We start from the raw sequence: 15,454 nt of genomic DNA, 5'->3' as shown, positions 1-15,454 counted from the left end.
GGTTCACACCCACCCTGCCGGATCGTCGGCGAACGGAACATAGCCTGTCGCGGGGAACCACCCGAGATCGACGGCGAACGTCAGCACCAGCAGGAGGGCGACGAGGAATCCGGGGAGCGCGTAGCCGACGACGGAGACCACCTGGATCAGCCGGTCGAGCCAGCCGCGACGGACGCCCGCGGCGACGCCGAGGGCGAAGGCGATGAGACCGGCGAGCACCGTCGTGGCGATGAGCAGCGTGAGGGTGACGGGAAGTCGGGTCAGCAAGGCGTCCCCCACGCTCTGGGGCGTGAAGTAGGACTGGCCGAGGTCTCCTTGGAGGACGTTGCCCAGCCACTCGCCGTAGCGGACGATCAGGGGTCGGTCGAGACCCAGTTCCTGCGTCTTCTGACGCACCTGCTCCTCGGTCGCATACTGTCCGAGGATGGCACGCGCGATGTCACCCGAGGACAGGTAGAGCAGCGTGAAGGCGATGAGGGAGATCGCGAACAGCTGCGATATCGCCAGCAGCACTCGCTTGAGGATGAATCTGAGCACAGTCGCTCCCAGAGGTTGCCGCCCCCGGCGCCGATGAGCGGCACCGGGGGCGGTGTCGGTCGATCAACCGGCCGGCGAGTAGTTGTAGATCGATGGCACGGCCTGTCCCTGCTGGAGGACGACCGCCGTCTTCTTGTCGGCGCCGTACATCTGCTGCTCCAGGTAGAAGACGCCGAACCAGACGTTGTCGACGATGTGCTTGTTGAGCGCACGCCCCGCGGTCCGCCGCTCGTCGTCGGTCTTCGCCTGCTGGTAGGCGGTGACGTATCCGTCCGCCTTCGGGTCAGCGATCCTGAACGGGTTCCATGGGGCACCAGGCACCACGGTCTGGTTCATCATGGCCCAGTCGTCGAACAGGTTCAGCTGCATGTACGCGAAGGAGTTCTTCGCCCCGGTGAGGGAGGGAATGGCCTCGCCCGGCGCGAACTGACGCTGCTTGACGGTCACGCCGACATCCTTGAGGTTCTGGATGATGGTCGTGTAGATCGCCGGCGGGAACGCGCCGATGAGCGGCAGCTCGATGGTCAGGCCGGCACCGTGTCCCGCTTCGGCGAGCAACTGCTTGGCCTTGGCCGGGTTGTAGTCCCAGCGGCCGTCGTCGAGCGAGGGGTCGTACGCCAGACCCTTCGGGTTGAAGATCTGGTTGGTGAGCTTCCCTCGCTCGAGCAGGACGCTCTTGAAGATGCCCTTCTTGTCGACCGCGGTGACGAGGGCCTGCCTCACCCGGACATCGGCGAAGGCTGGGTTGAGCACGCCTTTGCGGTCGTAGAACTGGAAGCCCGTCCAGTGTGCGCACGACCTCCTCGTCGCTCCCGTCGAAGGCGGCGGCGTCGATGTGCGTCGCCTCGAAATCGCGGCTTCCCACACTGGGCCACGCCGCGACTTCGAGCGCGTCGAAGCCGTGGACGCTCGCGTGCTCGGCGATGCGTTCCAGCGACCAGGCCGGCAGACATGCCGTCGTCAGTCCCAGCTTCATCGGACCACTTCCTTCCATCCGTGCGACTGCGCGCTCTCCAGCGCGGCGTCGATCAGCTTCATCGAACGGACGCCGTCCGCCAGGGTCGGCAGCCCCTCGGGGTCCTCGCCGCGCACGGCGGCGTACGTGTCCGCGCAGAACGCCGCGAACGCGTCCGGCCACCCCTGGGGATGACCGGCCGGGGTACGGAGCAGCCGACGCTGATCCGCCGAAGACGTCCCTTCGCCTCGTCGGAGGAGGCGAGCCCCGTCCTCCGCACCGATCCACAGCACGTCCGGCTGCTCCTGATCGAAGACGAGCGACTCCCGCGTTCCGTCGACTTCGATCCACAGCCGGTTCTTACGCCCCGCGGACACCTGCGAGATCGTGGTGCTCGCGTAGACACCACGCTCGCTGCGCAGGGTGAGCAGGGCGATGTCCTCGGTGTTCACGCTCATGCGCTTCGCGCCGCCCTCCGCCGACGAGAAGGACGCCGACGACGATGCCGGCCGCGTCGGGTGGACGATCGAGAACGTGGCGTGGAGAGAGTCGAACCGTTCGCCGGAGATGAACTCGGCCAGGTCGCACCAGTGCGACCCGATGTCGGCGAACGCCCGCGAACGCCCGCCGACGGTGGCGTCTGCCCGCCAGGTAGACGCAGCGGGCGAGAGCAGCCAGTCCTGCAGATAGGACCCGTGCATGAGGATCACGTCCCCGATATCGCCTCGACGACGTCGCTCGCGCATCTCCCGCACCAGAGGATGGAACCGGTACGCGTACGGCACCGTAGCCACGACCCCTGCTCCTCGAACGGCCTGGTCGAGGAGCAGGGCGTCTTCCAACGTCGTCGCGACCGGCTTCTCCACCACCAGGTGGATGCCGGCCTCCGCGATCGCTCGTCCGTAGGACAGATGAGTCGAGTTGGGGCTGCAGACGTGGACCACGTCCGGACGGGAGCGCAGCAGGTCGTCCAGATCTCGGAATGCCGACGCAAGCCCCCAGTCCATCGCGGCCGCCGTCGAGGACTCCGCACTCGAACCAAGCACCCCGAGCACCGTCGCGCCGGCATCGCGCGCAGCACGCACGTGCGCCGCGGCGATCATGCCCGTGCCGATGATCGCGACCCGCGTGCTAGCCCGCATGGCCTGAATCCGCCCGGTCCGGACGACTCATCGTGAGCCTCGTGCGATCAGTCGCTCCACCGCGGTCACGTCCGCGGCGAACGCGCGAAGAGCCGCGGTGTCCACATGCCCGCTCTCCAGGCTTTCGTGCGTTGCGCGCCATGCGGCCCGGTCGGCGGTCTCGTAGATCGACGCGAGCTTGTCCTCACCGTCGAGCGTGGTGATGGTCAGACGCGCCGGCGTGGAGGTGCCGGCAGGGGGCAATTCGATGTCCACGGTCCGACTCCACCCGAGTGCCTGGATCCGCTGTCCGGCATGGCGGCTCCGGCTCACGGCGGCCTCGATCGCCACCGTCCCCGCGTCTCCTCCGATGTGAACGGAGGAGAGTCTGCCCGACCACGAGGCGAACTCGGCATCGAGACCGAGCGCTCGCAGCGTGCGCAGCACGCTCAACGCCGCGTCCGCCGGCGGCACCTCCGCCCGCGTCTCGGTGACGACGACGGCGGTCGTCGCCACCAGATGGGCCCGCAGCTGTCGTTCGTGTGCGGCGAGCGCCGGGTTCCCCGCGAACTGTTCCGCCATCCGCACGAGCACCCCGGCAGCGTCCGCGCGATCCGCGAGCCCAAGGACCGCGTCCGACCCGACGAAGACGGGATCCGTGACGATGACCGCCCGCACGCCCGTCTCGATCGCGCGGGAAGCCGCGTTCACCCAGCCGACGCCACCGTCGACGACCTCGACGTCTGCGTGGGTGGGCACGACGACATAGGACTCGGGAAGGGTCGCGAGCGTGTAGTCGAACGCCTCGCGCGCCACCCCCTCCGCGATCGTGATGCGCAACGAGCTCATGCCCGGTCCTCCCGGAGAAGGGCCGCGACCGCTCGATCGGCGACGGCCAAGGTGAAGTCGAGATCGCCGACGGCGGCCTCGAGGCCGCGACCGGCATCGGCGCCGGTGGCCGCGGCGTGGAGAGCGAGATATTCCCCCTCGTATCCGTTGCTTCGGTAGGGACCGAACACCGTCCGGGACCCGTCGGCGCGACGGAGGCTGGCCTCGGAGGATCCCGCGTGAACGTACGAGGGCGTGAACCGCACCCGCAGGATCTCGTCGTCGGAGATCGCCTCAAGCTCCCAATAGGGCTCGGAATGCCCGTGGAAGGAGGCGATCAGATGCACCAAGCGATCACCGGCCTCCCCGGCGATCGCGTACCCCACCGGGCGGAGCATCCTGGCCGAATGCACGGACAACTCGTCCGCGCGAGGCAGCAGAGCACGGACCAGCGGCAGATCGTGCACGGTCAGCTCAAGGACCAGGTTCCGCAGCACGGCCGCCGTCTCCTCGGGTGTGGACATGGTGAAGACCGGGCCTTGCGAGCGGAATCGCACCTCGGTCGACCAGTCCTCGAAGCGTCGGTTCCTCGGCAGGACGATCCGTGAGCGCACCGTGTGGACGCGATCGGCGAAGTCTCCCCATCCGCCCGAGACCGCGAGCCAAGCGGGATCGTACGCATGCATAGCCCCGACGATCACGGGAATCCCCGTCCGCTCTGCGGCGGCCGCGATCCGGTCGCCTTCCTCGGCGCTGGTGACGAGGGGCTTCTCGCACAGCACGGCACGCGCGCCCGCCTCGATCGCCGCCACGACCTGATCGGCGTGGAACTGTTTGGGGCTCGCGACCACGACGACGTCGACGTCGGGATCCTTCAGGAGCGCCTCCAGCGACGTCGACGCACGAGCTCCGACACGGGCGGCCACCGATTCGGCGACCCCAGGCGCCACGTCCATGATGTTCGCGACGCGGAACCGGTCCCTCATCCTGGCGAGGGTGGGCAGGTGGATGGTCTGCGAAGCGGGGCCGGCTCCGACGATCCCGACGCCGAGCGTCTCAAGGGCAGTCATGCGGATGCCTCCAGAGAGGGGTAGCGGGCGGTCAGGGTCTGAAAGGATGCGCGGGCGCTCTCGACCGCGCTCGGCAAGTTCGGGACGTCGACCTCAACGACGCACCAGCCGTCGAGGTCTTCGGGCAACGCGGCGAAGACGGCGTCGAAGTCGACGACGCCCCGGCCCGGCTCGGTCCAGATGTGGCGGACCAACGCAGCGGTCATGTAGTCGTCGGAGTAGCGGATCGTCTGTTGCAGGCCCGCGAGACCGACGTCCTTCACGTGGATCGCGATGACCCGGTCGGCATAGTCCGCGATGATCTCCGCCGGCACCATCCCGGCCCAGGCCAGATGGCCGGTGTCCGGACCGAAGCCGAGAGCGGATCCGGCCGTGGCGTCCAGGATCGTACGGATCTCGTCCTCCGTCTCGACGATCGACGAGACGTGCGGGTGGAGCGCTAGTCGCACCCCTTCGGATTCGGCGGCCTCGGCGGCTTCGACCAGGCCGTCGGCGATCCGCTTCGTCCGGTCGAGGCTGCCGCCTTCCCCGACCGCAGGGCGCATCATCCGCTCCTGATCGAGCCCGCCGGCGACGAACGTGACGTCGAGGCCGAGTTCGCGGATGAGGCGCGCATGGGCGCGCACCGTCTCGATCAGATCGCCGCGGAGCTCGGGCTGGTCGAACGGTCCCGAGACATATCCTGGGGCGGCACGGAACCCGTACTCATCCAGGAGCGCGGCATACGCGGCGAGGTCCATGCCCTCGGGGACGCTCGTGTGCAGCGCACGGAAGCCGGTCGGCGTGAGTTCGCTGAGCGCGAGCCGCACCGACGACTCCGACAGAGTCAGACCGGTCGGGCCCAGGGTCCAGGGCAGGGGATTGATCGCCAATCGGAGCATATGACTTTCTCCTCGGGTGCCGTGGGTCACGGACGGAACGCCTTCGATCCGGGGTGAGCGCCGCCGAACGGTGCGAACCTCGGGCGGTTGTACGCCCTTGGTCCTCGTCGACGGAAGAACGGCCCGTTTCGTGATCCCATGACCGTCATGCATCACATGCAAGTATGTTGCACGATAGCTTTGTCGCCCCGCGCAGCACCAGAGGCGCCGGCCGATCGACCGGCCAGATCGATGCACCCTCAGACGTACCGCGCTCAATGGCGGCGCACGGCATCGCGGTTGGCGCAGCGGACCGAGCAGTAGCGCCGGCGCCCGTTGCGGGTCACATCGACCACGACGTTCGTGCACGGCGCCGCCGCGCAGCGGCCGAGGCGGTTCATACCGCGGGTCGTGAGATGCAACGCCGTGCCGACACCGATGACCGCCCGGAGCACGTGCGGGAGGGAGCCGTTCTCGTAGCGGTAGTGCAGAGGGAGTGTCTAATCAACGGCGGATCCGATGATCAAGGAGACGCCTGATGGGCGAGACCACCACCGAGCACTCGGCCGTGGAGGAGCCGGCGGTCGAGTCGGCTGCGGAGTCGGTGTCGGACGAGCAGTTGATCGCGGTGCTGGTCGACCGTGCCCGTACGGACGGGCTGCGGTTGACCGGGGAGGGCGGGCTGCTGCAGCAGCTGACCAAGCGGGTGCTGGAGTCCGCCCTGGAGGGCGAGATCACCGATCACGTCGGCTATGACAAGCAACAACACGACGGGCAGGAGCGGCACTTCTTACGGTTTGCTCAGCACCCTTCCGAATAGGCCGAAAGGTGGTGGCCAAATATGGCTCGGTCGCTCTTCGGCGCCTCCGCTTTCGCGCCAACTCCCCGCTGCGTTCCAGGGCCGCTTTCCCGGCGTCGGCGCAGGTGAACTATCGGCAGCCGGCGGCGAATCGGCGAGATGGCGTGGCGTGCATACCAGTGGGCGACGACCGTATCGCATTGAGAACCTCCAGGTCAGAGGCGTGATGCTCGCTCACCTCATCGGTCGACGAGGACGATTCGATCGGCCCTGGCTGGATTGTGCTCGATGCAGGCCGACGCTCGTGATGATCCATCAGTTTTTGTCAGTGCCCGCTGATACACCCATATCCACAGGGGCAGCGTCATCAAGTTGCCAGGTCGCAGGAGGGGGAAGGGCATGCCGCCGGAGGGATTTCACGAGGTTCGTCGCCACATCCGCAGGAATCCCCGGCCACGTGGAAAGAAGCTGGGCGGCTGGACCATCGCGGGAATCGTCGCCTTCGTCTGGCTGTGGGGACAGGTCTTCGGGTTCGGCAGCAGCGACAGCGGGGCCGAGACGAACAAGCCGGTCTCCCCCACGCCGTCGGTGTCCGCGTCGTCGAGCCGGTGATGGGCGGCATCCGGATGCGGCTGCGCGTGCCGCGCGGTCGCCACGAGCGGGTAGCAGCGGTCCTCGTCGCCCTGGCCGTGTCCACCGTGCTGGTGCAGGCGGCGACGGTGCTGTGGCGTGCGATCGTGCGCGGGTGGCCGCTCGCGGTCGCCGTGGCGGTGGCGAGCCTGCTGGCTGCCGTCTGGTGGCAGGTGAGGCGGGTTCGGCTGCGGCGGGCCCAGGCCGCGCTGGTCGCGGTCCTTCGACTCCCGCTCGACCGAATCGACTCGCTCGGTGATGCGGAGTTCGAGTTCGCTCTGCGGGATCTCCTCATCCGTGACGGCTGGTCAGCGCAGCGGGTCGGGCAGGCCGGCGATCAGGCAGCCGACGTCATCGGCCGGCATGCCCAGCGTGGGCGAATCGTGCTGCAGGCCAAGCACACCGCTGTCGGCGGGAAGGTCGACTCGAAGGTGATGTACCAGGTCAAGGGAACCGCCGGCCCCGTCCACAAAGCCGATGTCGCGGTCGTGGTCACCAACGGCGGCTTCACCCGGGACGCCAAGGCATGGGGCGAGCGGCATCAGGTCCACTGGGTCGATCGCGAACGTCTGCGGCAGTGGGCTGAAGACGGAGTCCCGCTGCACACCCTGCTGCGACTGCCCGCCCGCAGGACACGCAGGACCGCAGTCCGACGAGCCGCGTAGCGCGGGCCACCGAGAGGGCAGGGAAGGGGGAACGGTGTTCGACGAGGACGGGTCACTGGAACCGGTGTTGAAGGTCATCCTCTGGGTGATTGTCGGCTTGGCCATCGCCAAGGCCGCCTGGCAGTGGCTGACGCAGGACGCATGGCCCTGGGTACGCGACGATGTCGGGGACTGGTTCACGGAGGACGTGTGGGGATGGCTCATAGGGCATCCCTGGTGGTTCGCCCTGATCATCGTGGGCACGCTCGTGCTGCTGTGCTTCGTGGTCTTCTCCGACCGGGGCGGCTACGTCGTCCACAGCGACACGCCCGACGACAGCGACGACAGCCCGGGCGAGCGCAGTGACAGCGAGCCAGGCACCGCAGCGCCCAAGGTCCTGACCTTCCGGATGAAGCAGCTCGCCGCGATGAGCGCGGACGGCTTCGAGCAGGCGTGCGCCGACCTGCTCGCGCGGGACGGGTTCCAGCGCGCCCGCCGGGTCGGCGGCTCCGGAGACCTGGGCAGCTCGGGCGGGAGCGGTTCCGTCTCGTCACTTGGGAGGGCGAGCGCCCACTTCTCACCCGCGTCGTCCCGCACAATCCTCCTGACCGCGGAGTCGTGCCCGGGGCGGACGCAGGCGAGCCGGATGGCCGAATCAGACGGTCAGAACGATCTTACCGAAGGCGGCGCGGGACTCCAGCAGAGTGTGCGCGGCCGCGGCTTCGTTCAGCGGGAAGGTGCCGTGCAGCACCGGCTTCAGTCGGCCTTCCCGCAAGTCGGCGAAGACAAGTGCGAAGGTCTCGGCGGCGGTCTTCGACGGCGCGCTGGAGAGACTGAGGGCCGAGATGGTCCAGGACTGCTGGAAGTTCGCGAACAGTGCCATGCCGAAGTCGGGGGTGGGGACACCCGCGACGACACCACTGATCACGTACCTGCCGTTCGGGCGGAGCAGGGGGATGAAGTCGGCCACGTCGGAACCGGCGACGATGTCGACGACGGCGTGATAGCGGCCGTCCGGGCCCGGGTCGACCGCGTCCACGCCCACGACTTCCGTGGCCCCCAGGTCGTACAGCCGCTGCGCGACGGACCGGTCGGGAACGGAGGCGATCACCGTCGCACCCCGAGCGGCCGCGAACTGGGTGGTGAGCACGCCGATCCCGCCACCGGCGCCGCGAACGAGCACCCGCTCGCCCGCCCTGACGTCGGCCCTTTCCACGCTTGCCGCGGCGACCAGGGAATTCACCCCGAGCGCTACCGCGTCATGGGACGAGACGTCCTCCGGTAGTTCTACGAGAGATTCGACGGGCACCATGGCGCGGTCGCTGTAGCCGCCGCCGTGTCCGGTCATCGCGAAGACCCGGCGTCCCACCCACCCGGCGTCGTCCTCCGAACCGACCTCGACCACCGTGCCCGCCACCTCCAGACCGGGCACGGTGCCGGTGCCGACGTCGGGGTTGGCGCCCTGCCGTAGCAGGACATCGAAAAAGCCGACCCCGGCCGCTGCCACCGCCAATACGGCATGGCCCGGCTCGGCGGTCGGGTCCGGCCGGTCGACCAGCTTGAGGTTCTCCGGACCACCGAATTCGGTGATCTCTACTGCACGCATGATGTCTCCTCGCAGGTGTCTTGTCGCGCATGTGGCTGCCGAACAACGAGGCTCAGACGTCCTCGGTGACCTCGATGCCGCAGCACCAGAGACGCTAACCCGCTAAACGGACGACCTCTTCCATTTGTGGTTAGGTGAGAGACATGCCTGTTCAGCCGTCTCGAAACCAGTCCTCGTCCGCCGCCGGGACCCCCGTCCGGGGGCAGCGAGCCGACGCCCGGCACAACCACGCCCAGCTCCTCCAGGCCGCCCGCGAGGCGTACGCCCTCAACGGCACCGACGTACCCTCCAGCACCATCGCCCGCAGGGCCGGCGTTGGCGCCGCCACCCTCTACCGGCACTTCCCGACCCGGGGCTCGCTGATCGCCGCGGCGTTCTCCGAGCAGCTCACCGAGTGCGTCGCAGCCTTGGACGAGGCCCTACGGGACGACGATCCCTGGCGCGGTCTCTGCTCCGCCCTCGCCAAGGTGTGCAGGATGCAGGCCGAAGACCGCGGGTTCAGCGCCGCGTTCCTCGGCGAGTCTCCCGACGATCCCGACCTTCATCGCGAGCGCGCCCGCGCCGAGGCAGGACTCGCCCAGCTGGTACAACGCGCGAAGAACACAGGGCGGTTGCGCAAGGACTTCGATCCCAGCGACGTCACCCTCCTGCTCCTGGCGAACAGCGGCGTCGTGCGACAGTCCCCGGAGGCGTCCCTGGCCGCCTCTCGCCGCCTGCTCGCCTACTTCCTCCAGTCCTGCCGGGCCACGGATGGGGCGCCGTCCCTGCCCCCGCCCGCACCGCTCCGCCTCGACGACCTTTACGGGCCGCCACACCGAACCGACTGACCGGCGACTTCCACCTGGGGCGCGGCCCCAACACCTGACGCCCGCCCCTGAATTCCCGCCCCTGTACGCAGCGCCCAATGACCTCGTCTTCGGTCTCCTCCGGCACTGACATGAACCTTGGGACGCAATCTCCTTCTCCGCACGGGTGACCTGCCTGGGAAGCGCGCCTGGAGCGGCGTCTGCCGCCGGTTTCCCCGCTGCCAGTGATCACGACATCGACGCAACCGTCCTGCCTCTCACTTGCACCACCCGATGAGGCTTCGCCGTGGGCTGGCTGTCGGTCGCCATGGAGGGCCGCGCGAGTTCGGGGTGCTGTCAGTTGCTCGCCGGACTCCAGCGCGAGCCAATTACGGCCAGCACAGACGACGGGCTCGCCTCCGCGCGTACCCGCGGCCAGGCCAGGCGGCCACCGCCCCGAGCTCACCGAGGACCTACCTGCCGGGGGGCCGGAGGTCTCGGGGCGGGTGAGGCCCGGTCACCCACCCCACCCTGGTGCGCCTGGGAGATGGCGGATGCCGAGCACGCGGGTGGGCAGGATAGGTCGGCCGCCCTCGGAAGCGGCTGCGCACCATCCGGCTCCATCAGCACGGACTCCAGGGCCTCCGCAACGGGCCCGCTCGGACCTCCATCTCAAAGCCCTCAGTCGACGGTCCGGCTGAGCTTCTTGTTGACGAACTCCTCGATTCCGGGCCGGCCGAGCTCGCGCCCGAACCCGGAGCGCTTGACACCGCCGAAGGGCAGTTCGGCGCCCTCGGCGCCGACACCGTTGACGAAGACCATGCCGGCCTCGATCCGGTCGGCGACCCGCTCGGCCTGCGCCGGGTCGGTGGTGAAGAGGTACGAGCCGAGACCGTAGGGGGTGTCGTTGGCGATCCGCACGGCCTCCTCCTCGTCGGAGGCGGTGAAGACCATCGCCACCGGGCCGAACAGTTCCTCCCGGGCCGCCGTGTGCTCGGTGGTGAGACCGGTCAGGACCCCGGCCGGGAAGTAGGCGCCGCGCCGCTCGCCGGCGCTGTGCAGGGTGGCTCCCTGGGCCACGGCCGCGTCGACCTGGCGGCCCAGGTTCTCGGCCGCGGCGGCCGACGACAGCGGCGCTCCGGTCTCGCTCGCGAGCAGCCTGGCGGTGAACCGCTCGACGAAGGCGTCGTAGAGGTGGTCGGCGACCACGAACCGCTTGGCGGCGTTGCATGCCTGGCCGGTGTTGTCGAGGCGTGCGGCGACGGCGGAGTCGACGACCGCGTCGAGGTCGTCGGTGGAAAGGACGATGAAGGGATCGGAGCCGCCGAGTTCGAGGACGACCTTCTTGAGGTGCCGCCCGGCGATCTCCGCGACGGCCGCGCCGGCCCGTTCGGATCCGGTGAGCGAGACTCCCTGGACCCGCGGGTCGGCGATGACCTGGGCGATCTGCTCGTTGGTGGCGTACACGTTGACGTAGGCACCTGCCGGGAATCCGGCCTCGGCGAACAGTTTCTCGAGCAGCGCGGCGGTGGCCGGGCACTGCGGCGCGTGCTTGAGCACGATGGTGTTGCCGATCGCGAGGTTCGGGGCGGCGAAGCGGGCGACCTGGTAGGCCGGGAAGTTCCACGGCATGATGCCGAGGAGTACGCCCACCGGGCTGCGACGGATGACGGCGGTGCCGGGACCGGAGACGACGTCGAGTGGTTCGTCGGCGAGGAACTCCTCGGCGTGGTCGGCGTAGTAGTGGTAGATGTCGGTGCAGAAGTCGATCTCGCCCTCGGCCTCCTGAAGCGGCTTGCCCATCTCCTGGACGATGCTCGCGGCCAGCTCGGCCCGGTGCTCGGTGTGCAGATCTCCGAGCCGTCGCAGCAGTGCCGCGCGCTCGGCCACGGAGCCGGCGCGCCCCCAGGCGGTGGCCTTGTGGGCGGCGTCGACGGCCGCCGCCACCTCGGCGTCCGTGGCGGTCGGGTAGGTAGCGGTGACCTCGCCGGTGGACGGGTCGGTGACGGCGTACATCATCATGCCTCCTGGAACTGGTCGGGGACGGCCGCGGCCGCCGTCGTCCCTGTGTGTGCGAATGCGTGTGCCCGTGCCGCGCGCCGGGTGGAAGGGTGCCTCACGGTTCGAGGATCGTTCTGACGCCGGTGTTCGACCGGAGGTCGTCGAAGGCGGCGGCCGCCTCGCTCAGGGGCCGGGTGCGCCCGATCAGGTGGTCCAGCGGCAGTCGGCCGGCGAGGTAGAGCCGGGCCAGTTTCGGGATGTCGATCTCCCCGATGCTGGAGCCGTAGTTGCAGCCGAGGATCCGCTTGCCCTGGTCGGCGAGGTCGAACGCGTCGAATGAGGCCGTCGCGCCGGTCGCCGCCATGCCCACCAGAACCGCTGCCCCGCCCGAGGTGAGCATGGCCGGGAGTGTGCCGATGACCTTGGGGCTGCCTATCGCCTCGAAGGCGTAGTCCACCCCGCCGAGTTCGTCCTGGCACCAGGCGGCGACATCGGTCCCGGCGCCGTCGAGGGTGTGGGTGGCGCCGAATTTGCGTGCTGTGGCGAGGCGTTCGGGTGAGAGGTCGACGGCGATGACGGGGTCGGCTCCGACCAGGCGGAGGCCCATCACGACGGAGAGTCCGACGCCGCCCGTGCCGATGACCACCGCGGACTCGCCGGGGCGGACGCCCGCGGTGTTCACGACGGCGCCGACGCCGGTCGTGACGGAGCAGCCGAGGAGGGCGCCGATGCTGAAGGGGAGCTCGTCCGGGACCTTCACCGCGGCGACTTCCGGCACGACCAGCCGCTCCGTGAAGGCGCCCAGTCCGAGGTAGGGCCACACCGGCTCGCCCCGGTCGTCCGCGAACGGGGTGGTGCCGTCGGGGAGCATGTTGGAGACGGCCTTGGTGCCGGTGCACAGCCACGCCATTCCGGCCACGCATCTGCGGCAGCGGCGGCACGGTGCGAACCAGGACAGGACGACGTGGTCTCCGGCCTTCAGCGAGGTGACGCCGGCCCCGACCGCGGTCACCACTCCGGCTGCCTCGTGCCCGAGGACGAGCGGGCGGTCGCTGGGCCAGTCGCCCGCCACCACGTGCAGGTCCGAGTGGCACACGCCCGCCGCGCGTACGTCGATCTCGACCTCGCCCGGTCCGGCGGACCTGAGCGACACATCACGTGAGCCGAGTCCCGAGGCGGGGTCGAAGACGATGGCGGGGGAGAGTTTCGACGGCATCAGGATGCCTTCACCTTCTCAGTGGTCGGGATGGCGGATTCAGTGGTCCGGGTGGCGGGGAGCCTGGTGTGGGGCTTGGCGATCGCGACGTAGAGCAGACCGGCGACGAAGAGGACGGAGAAGACCAGGATCACGGCCCAGACCTGGACCCAGCTGCCGTCGGCCGGGGCGAGTTCGACGCGGGGCCAGGCGATGTTGACGGCCTCGAAGAGCAGCCACACGACGGCGACCACGTTGATCACCAGGCCGGTCCGTCCCAGCCTGAGCCGTCCCGCGGCGGGGTTCCACCGGCCGGTCAGCCGGGCGGCGAGCGCCACGACCGCGACAGTGAGGAAGATGAAGTAGAAGCCGCCGGAGCCGAAGGCGATCAGTGTCGCGGCGGCGTTGCCGTTCAGTCCGAGCAGCAGTCCGAGGCTGGCGAGCACGGCCGTCACGATGAGCGAGACGTACGGGATCTGGCGCGGCCCGACGGTGGCGAGCGTCGAGGAGAAGGGCAGCTGGCGGTCGCGGGCGAAGGAGTAGACGGCGCGGCCGATGTAGGTCTGGATCGAGATGGCGCAGGCGATGAACGCGATCAGGACGAGGAGGATGAAGGGCTTCTCGCTCCATCCGCCCAGCCCCTGCGTCACGGCGGTGAAGACCGGGTCCGCGAGTGCGCCGGACACGGCGTCCTCGGGGCCGCGCAGCGCGAGCGTCACGGCGAGCCCGGTCAGCAGGACCGTGAAGGCGACGAAGAGGTAGGCCCGCAGGAGCGCTCTGGGAACGCTGCGTCGCGGCTGCTCGGTTTCCTCGGCCACCTGCGTGGTCGCGTCGAAGCCCAGGAACGCCCACCCGGCCACCGCCAGAGCGGTCAGGAAGCCCGCCAGGACGGATCCGCCGGAGACCGACTCCGCGCCCATCGTCTCGAAGAGGATCCCAAAGCCGTTGTTGTGCACGAAGATCAGCAGGAACACGCTCACCGCGATGGAAGCGACGCCCTCGGCGATGATGCCCGCGTTGAGGAAGTGCTTCACCGGGTTGACGCCGAGGAGATTGATCCCGAGGGCCACCGCGACGAAGACCACACCGAGGAGCACATGGGTGCCGGTCGACAGCGTGCCTTCGCCGAAGAGCATGTGCAGCCAGGTCGCCCCCAGGTAGGCCACGGTGGTCAGGGACGCCACGGCGGAGGAGAGGTAGATCCAGCCGACCAGCCAGCCGAGCCGTGGTCCGCCCAGCCGACGCACCCACTGGTAGACCCCACCCGTGATCGGGAACTGGGACGACAGCTCGGCGTAGACCACGGCGACCGTCAGCTGGCCGAGGAAGGCGACGACGACCGCCCAGATCCACGCGGGGCCCGCGAAGACGAAACCCAGCTGGACCACCGCGTAGACCCCGACGACCGGCGAGATCGTCGCGAATCCGATCGCGAACACGGCCCACGCGGACAGGGTCCGTTTCAGTTCCTGCTGGTAGCCGTACTCGGCGAGTTCGCCGGCGTCGGTGCGAGTGTCGTCCACATTGGTCTCCTGTTACGGGTGCGGCGCGCTGGTCCGCGTGCGCGGGCCGTGCTCGTGCCGCGGGTCGAGAGTCGGCACGGTGCGACCCGGGTGGCGGGTCGAGGGGGACGGTGGACCGCTCCCCCGCCGTCGGGGCGGGATGTCGCCTCCGAGCCGCGGTTTCCTGGAGCCTCACCTTTATTGGCCGCCTGGCCAATTGCCGATCGGGAACTCACTTAATAGCATTCGCTCCATGACGTCAAGGGTTCCCGGTACACGTACCCGCAAGGCTCCGGCCGAGCGCCGCCACGAGATCGTCCGCGCCGCCGCGCAGGTCGGGCTCACCGAAGGACTGGAGTGCATCACGCTGCGGCGGATCGCCGACGAGCTCGACGTCCAGCCCGGACTGGTCGGCCACTACTTCCCCGCCGCCGACACACTGGTGGCGGAGGCATTCACCAGCGCCACCATGGCCGAACTCGACGGCCTCCTCCCGGAAGAGCCCGCGGGCCCGGAGCACGAGAACCCGCTGAGCACGCTGCAGCGCTTCTTCGCCCTCATCACGAGCACCGAATTCGACAACGTCAGCAGGCTCTGGCTGAACGCACGGCACCTGTCGCGCTATCGCCCCGTGCTCCGCGACCACGTCGTCGAGCAGGAGCTGCTCTGGTGCCGCCGCATCGAGCAGCTCATCGCCGCAGGCGCGAGGACGCGGGTCTTCCGCTGTGCGGACCCGTGGACGGCGGCCGTCCGCATCCTCGTCGCGATCGACGGAAGCAGCGCCTACATCAACACCAGCGCCGACACCCGTACCGCACCGATCGCGGACCTGGCCCGTACCACAGCGGAGACCGAACTCGGACTGCCGCGCGGCGGCCTGGCGCCCGCCTGAAACCACCGCCGGCCCGGCGGGGCGGCGGT

14 protein-coding genes and 2 pseudogenes are annotated in these 15,454 nt (G+C 69.4%); 5 read left to right on the top strand and 11 right to left on the bottom strand.

Translation table 11 applies throughout. The features are described 5' to 3' along the window. Window positions 1-3: 3 nt before the first annotated feature. The 7 genes and pseudogenes from ACWEFL_RS27240 to ACWEFL_RS27210 all read right to left on the bottom strand — a co-directional run. Window positions 4-537, bottom strand: a complete 534-nt coding sequence (locus tag ACWEFL_RS27240; RefSeq protein ID WP_451717275.1) for an ABC transporter permease — start codon at window positions 535-537, stop codon at window positions 4-6. 63 nt (window positions 538-600) lie between these two features. Beyond that, complete coding sequence (locus ACWEFL_RS27235; protein ID WP_451717273.1) at window positions 601-1,290, bottom strand: ABC transporter substrate-binding protein; 690 nt, start codon at window positions 1,288-1,290, stop codon at window positions 601-603. 219 nt (window positions 1,291-1,509) lie between these two features. Then, window positions 1,510-2,634, bottom strand: coding sequence for a Gfo/Idh/MocA family protein (locus ACWEFL_RS27230; RefSeq protein ID WP_451717271.1), 1,125 nt, complete (start codon window positions 2,632-2,634; stop codon window positions 1,510-1,512). 27 nt (window positions 2,635-2,661) lie between these two features. Beyond that, on the bottom strand, window positions 2,662-3,462 hold the full coding sequence (locus ACWEFL_RS27225) for a hypothetical protein (RefSeq protein WP_451717270.1): 801 nt from the start codon (window positions 3,460-3,462) through the stop codon (window positions 2,662-2,664). Next, a complete protein-coding gene (locus ACWEFL_RS27220) occupies window positions 3,459-4,511 on the bottom strand; it encodes a Gfo/Idh/MocA family protein (RefSeq protein WP_451717268.1) in 1,053 nt (350 codons plus the stop codon). The genes ACWEFL_RS27225 and ACWEFL_RS27220 overlap by 4 nt, the downstream gene beginning before the upstream one ends. Further along, window positions 4,508-5,392 (bottom strand): sugar phosphate isomerase/epimerase family protein, encoded by an 885-nt coding sequence (locus ACWEFL_RS27215; protein WP_451717266.1) that lies wholly within the window; start codon window positions 5,390-5,392, stop codon window positions 4,508-4,510. Before ACWEFL_RS27215 ends, ACWEFL_RS27220 begins: the two co-directional genes overlap by 4 nt. 254 nt (window positions 5,393-5,646) lie before the next feature. Then, window positions 5,647-5,862: pseudogene (locus tag ACWEFL_RS27210) on the bottom strand (CGNR zinc finger domain-containing protein); the annotation flags it as partial. A 47-nt stretch (window positions 5,863-5,909) separates the two neighbouring features. On the opposite strand from ACWEFL_RS27210, the pseudogene ACWEFL_RS27205 reads away from it, so the two are divergent. The 3 genes and pseudogenes from ACWEFL_RS27205 to ACWEFL_RS27195 form a co-directional block, all read left to right on the top strand. Beyond that, window positions 5,910-6,149: pseudogene (locus ACWEFL_RS27205) on the top strand (IS256 family transposase); the annotation flags it as partial. Between the two features lie 420 nt (window positions 6,150-6,569). Next, the gene (locus ACWEFL_RS27200) at window positions 6,570-6,782 is read left to right on the top strand and encodes a hypothetical protein (protein ID WP_451717264.1); all 213 of its coding nucleotides are present in this window, start codon (window positions 6,570-6,572) and stop codon (window positions 6,780-6,782) included. Next, on the top strand, window positions 6,782-7,465 hold the full coding sequence (locus ACWEFL_RS27195; RefSeq protein WP_451717263.1) for a restriction endonuclease: 684 nt from the start codon (window positions 6,782-6,784) through the stop codon (window positions 7,463-7,465). Before ACWEFL_RS27200 ends, ACWEFL_RS27195 begins: the two co-directional genes overlap by 1 nt. Before the next feature lie 634 nt (window positions 7,466-8,099). On the opposite strand, the gene ACWEFL_RS27190 is transcribed toward ACWEFL_RS27195, so the two are convergent. Continuing rightward, complete coding sequence (locus tag ACWEFL_RS27190) at window positions 8,100-9,050, bottom strand: quinone oxidoreductase family protein (protein ID WP_451717261.1); 951 nt, start codon at window positions 9,048-9,050, stop codon at window positions 8,100-8,102. A 143-nt stretch (window positions 9,051-9,193) separates the two neighbouring features. On the opposite strand from ACWEFL_RS27190, the gene ACWEFL_RS27185 reads away from it, so the two are divergent. Beyond that, a complete protein-coding gene (locus tag ACWEFL_RS27185) occupies window positions 9,194-9,877 on the top strand; it encodes a TetR/AcrR family transcriptional regulator (RefSeq protein ID WP_451717259.1) in 684 nt (227 codons plus the stop codon). 639 nt (window positions 9,878-10,516) lie between these two features. Here ACWEFL_RS27185 and ACWEFL_RS27180 read toward each other — a convergent pair. The 3 genes from ACWEFL_RS27180 to ACWEFL_RS27170 form a co-directional block, all read right to left on the bottom strand. Further along, complete coding sequence (locus ACWEFL_RS27180; protein WP_451717258.1) at window positions 10,517-11,857, bottom strand: NAD-dependent succinate-semialdehyde dehydrogenase; 1,341 nt, start codon at window positions 11,855-11,857, stop codon at window positions 10,517-10,519. Window positions 11,858-11,951: 94 nt separating this feature from the next. After that, the gene (locus ACWEFL_RS27175) at window positions 11,952-13,052 is read right to left on the bottom strand and encodes an alcohol dehydrogenase catalytic domain-containing protein (RefSeq protein WP_451717256.1); all 1,101 of its coding nucleotides are present in this window, start codon (window positions 13,050-13,052) and stop codon (window positions 11,952-11,954) included. Continuing rightward, window positions 13,052-14,554, bottom strand: a complete 1,503-nt coding sequence (locus tag ACWEFL_RS27170) for an APC family permease (protein WP_451717255.1) — start codon at window positions 14,552-14,554, stop codon at window positions 13,052-13,054. Before ACWEFL_RS27170 ends, ACWEFL_RS27175 begins: the two co-directional genes overlap by 1 nt. 232 nt (window positions 14,555-14,786) lie before the next feature. Here ACWEFL_RS27170 and ACWEFL_RS27165 point away from each other — a divergent pair, with 232 nt between their 5' ends. After that, window positions 14,787-15,425: a TetR/AcrR family transcriptional regulator gene (locus ACWEFL_RS27165; RefSeq protein WP_451717254.1), complete on the top strand. Its 639-nt coding sequence runs from the start codon at window positions 14,787-14,789 to the stop codon at window positions 15,423-15,425. The last annotated feature ends 29 nt before the right edge of the window (window positions 15,426-15,454 follow it).

Source organism: Streptomyces sp. NPDC004838, from assembly GCF_053600955.1.
This window is presented reverse-complemented; position numbering and strand designations above follow the sequence as displayed.

Excerpts from the sequence above, each read along its gene's own strand:
- ACWEFL_RS27230 (WP_451717271.1), bottom strand. The coding sequence starts at position 2,634 with ATGCGGGCTAGCACGCGGGTCGCGATCATCGGCACGGGCATGATCGCC.
- ACWEFL_RS27225 (WP_451717270.1), bottom strand. The coding sequence starts at position 3,462 with ATGAGCTCGTTGCGCATCACGATCGCGGAGGGGGTGGCGCGCGAGGCG.
- ACWEFL_RS27220 (WP_451717268.1), bottom strand. The coding sequence starts at position 4,511 with ATGACTGCCCTTGAGACGCTCGGCGTCGGGATCGTCGGAGCCGGCCCC.
- ACWEFL_RS27215 (WP_451717266.1), bottom strand. The coding sequence starts at position 5,392 with ATGCTCCGATTGGCGATCAATCCCCTGCCCTGGACCCTGGGCCCGACC.
- ACWEFL_RS27200 (WP_451717264.1), top strand. The coding sequence starts at position 6,570 with ATGCCGCCGGAGGGATTTCACGAGGTTCGTCGCCACATCCGCAGGAAT.
- ACWEFL_RS27195 (WP_451717263.1), top strand. The coding sequence starts at position 6,782 with ATGGGCGGCATCCGGATGCGGCTGCGCGTGCCGCGCGGTCGCCACGAG.
- ACWEFL_RS27190 (WP_451717261.1), bottom strand. The coding sequence starts at position 9,050 with ATGCGTGCAGTAGAGATCACCGAATTCGGTGGTCCGGAGAACCTCAAG.
- ACWEFL_RS27185 (WP_451717259.1), top strand. The coding sequence starts at position 9,194 with ATGCCTGTTCAGCCGTCTCGAAACCAGTCCTCGTCCGCCGCCGGGACC.
- ACWEFL_RS27180 (WP_451717258.1), bottom strand. The coding sequence starts at position 11,857 with ATGATGATGTACGCCGTCACCGACCCGTCCACCGGCGAGGTCACCGCT.
- ACWEFL_RS27175 (WP_451717256.1), bottom strand. The coding sequence starts at position 13,052 with ATGCCGTCGAAACTCTCCCCCGCCATCGTCTTCGACCCCGCCTCGGGA.
- ACWEFL_RS27165 (WP_451717254.1), top strand. The coding sequence starts at position 14,787 with ATGACGTCAAGGGTTCCCGGTACACGTACCCGCAAGGCTCCGGCCGAG.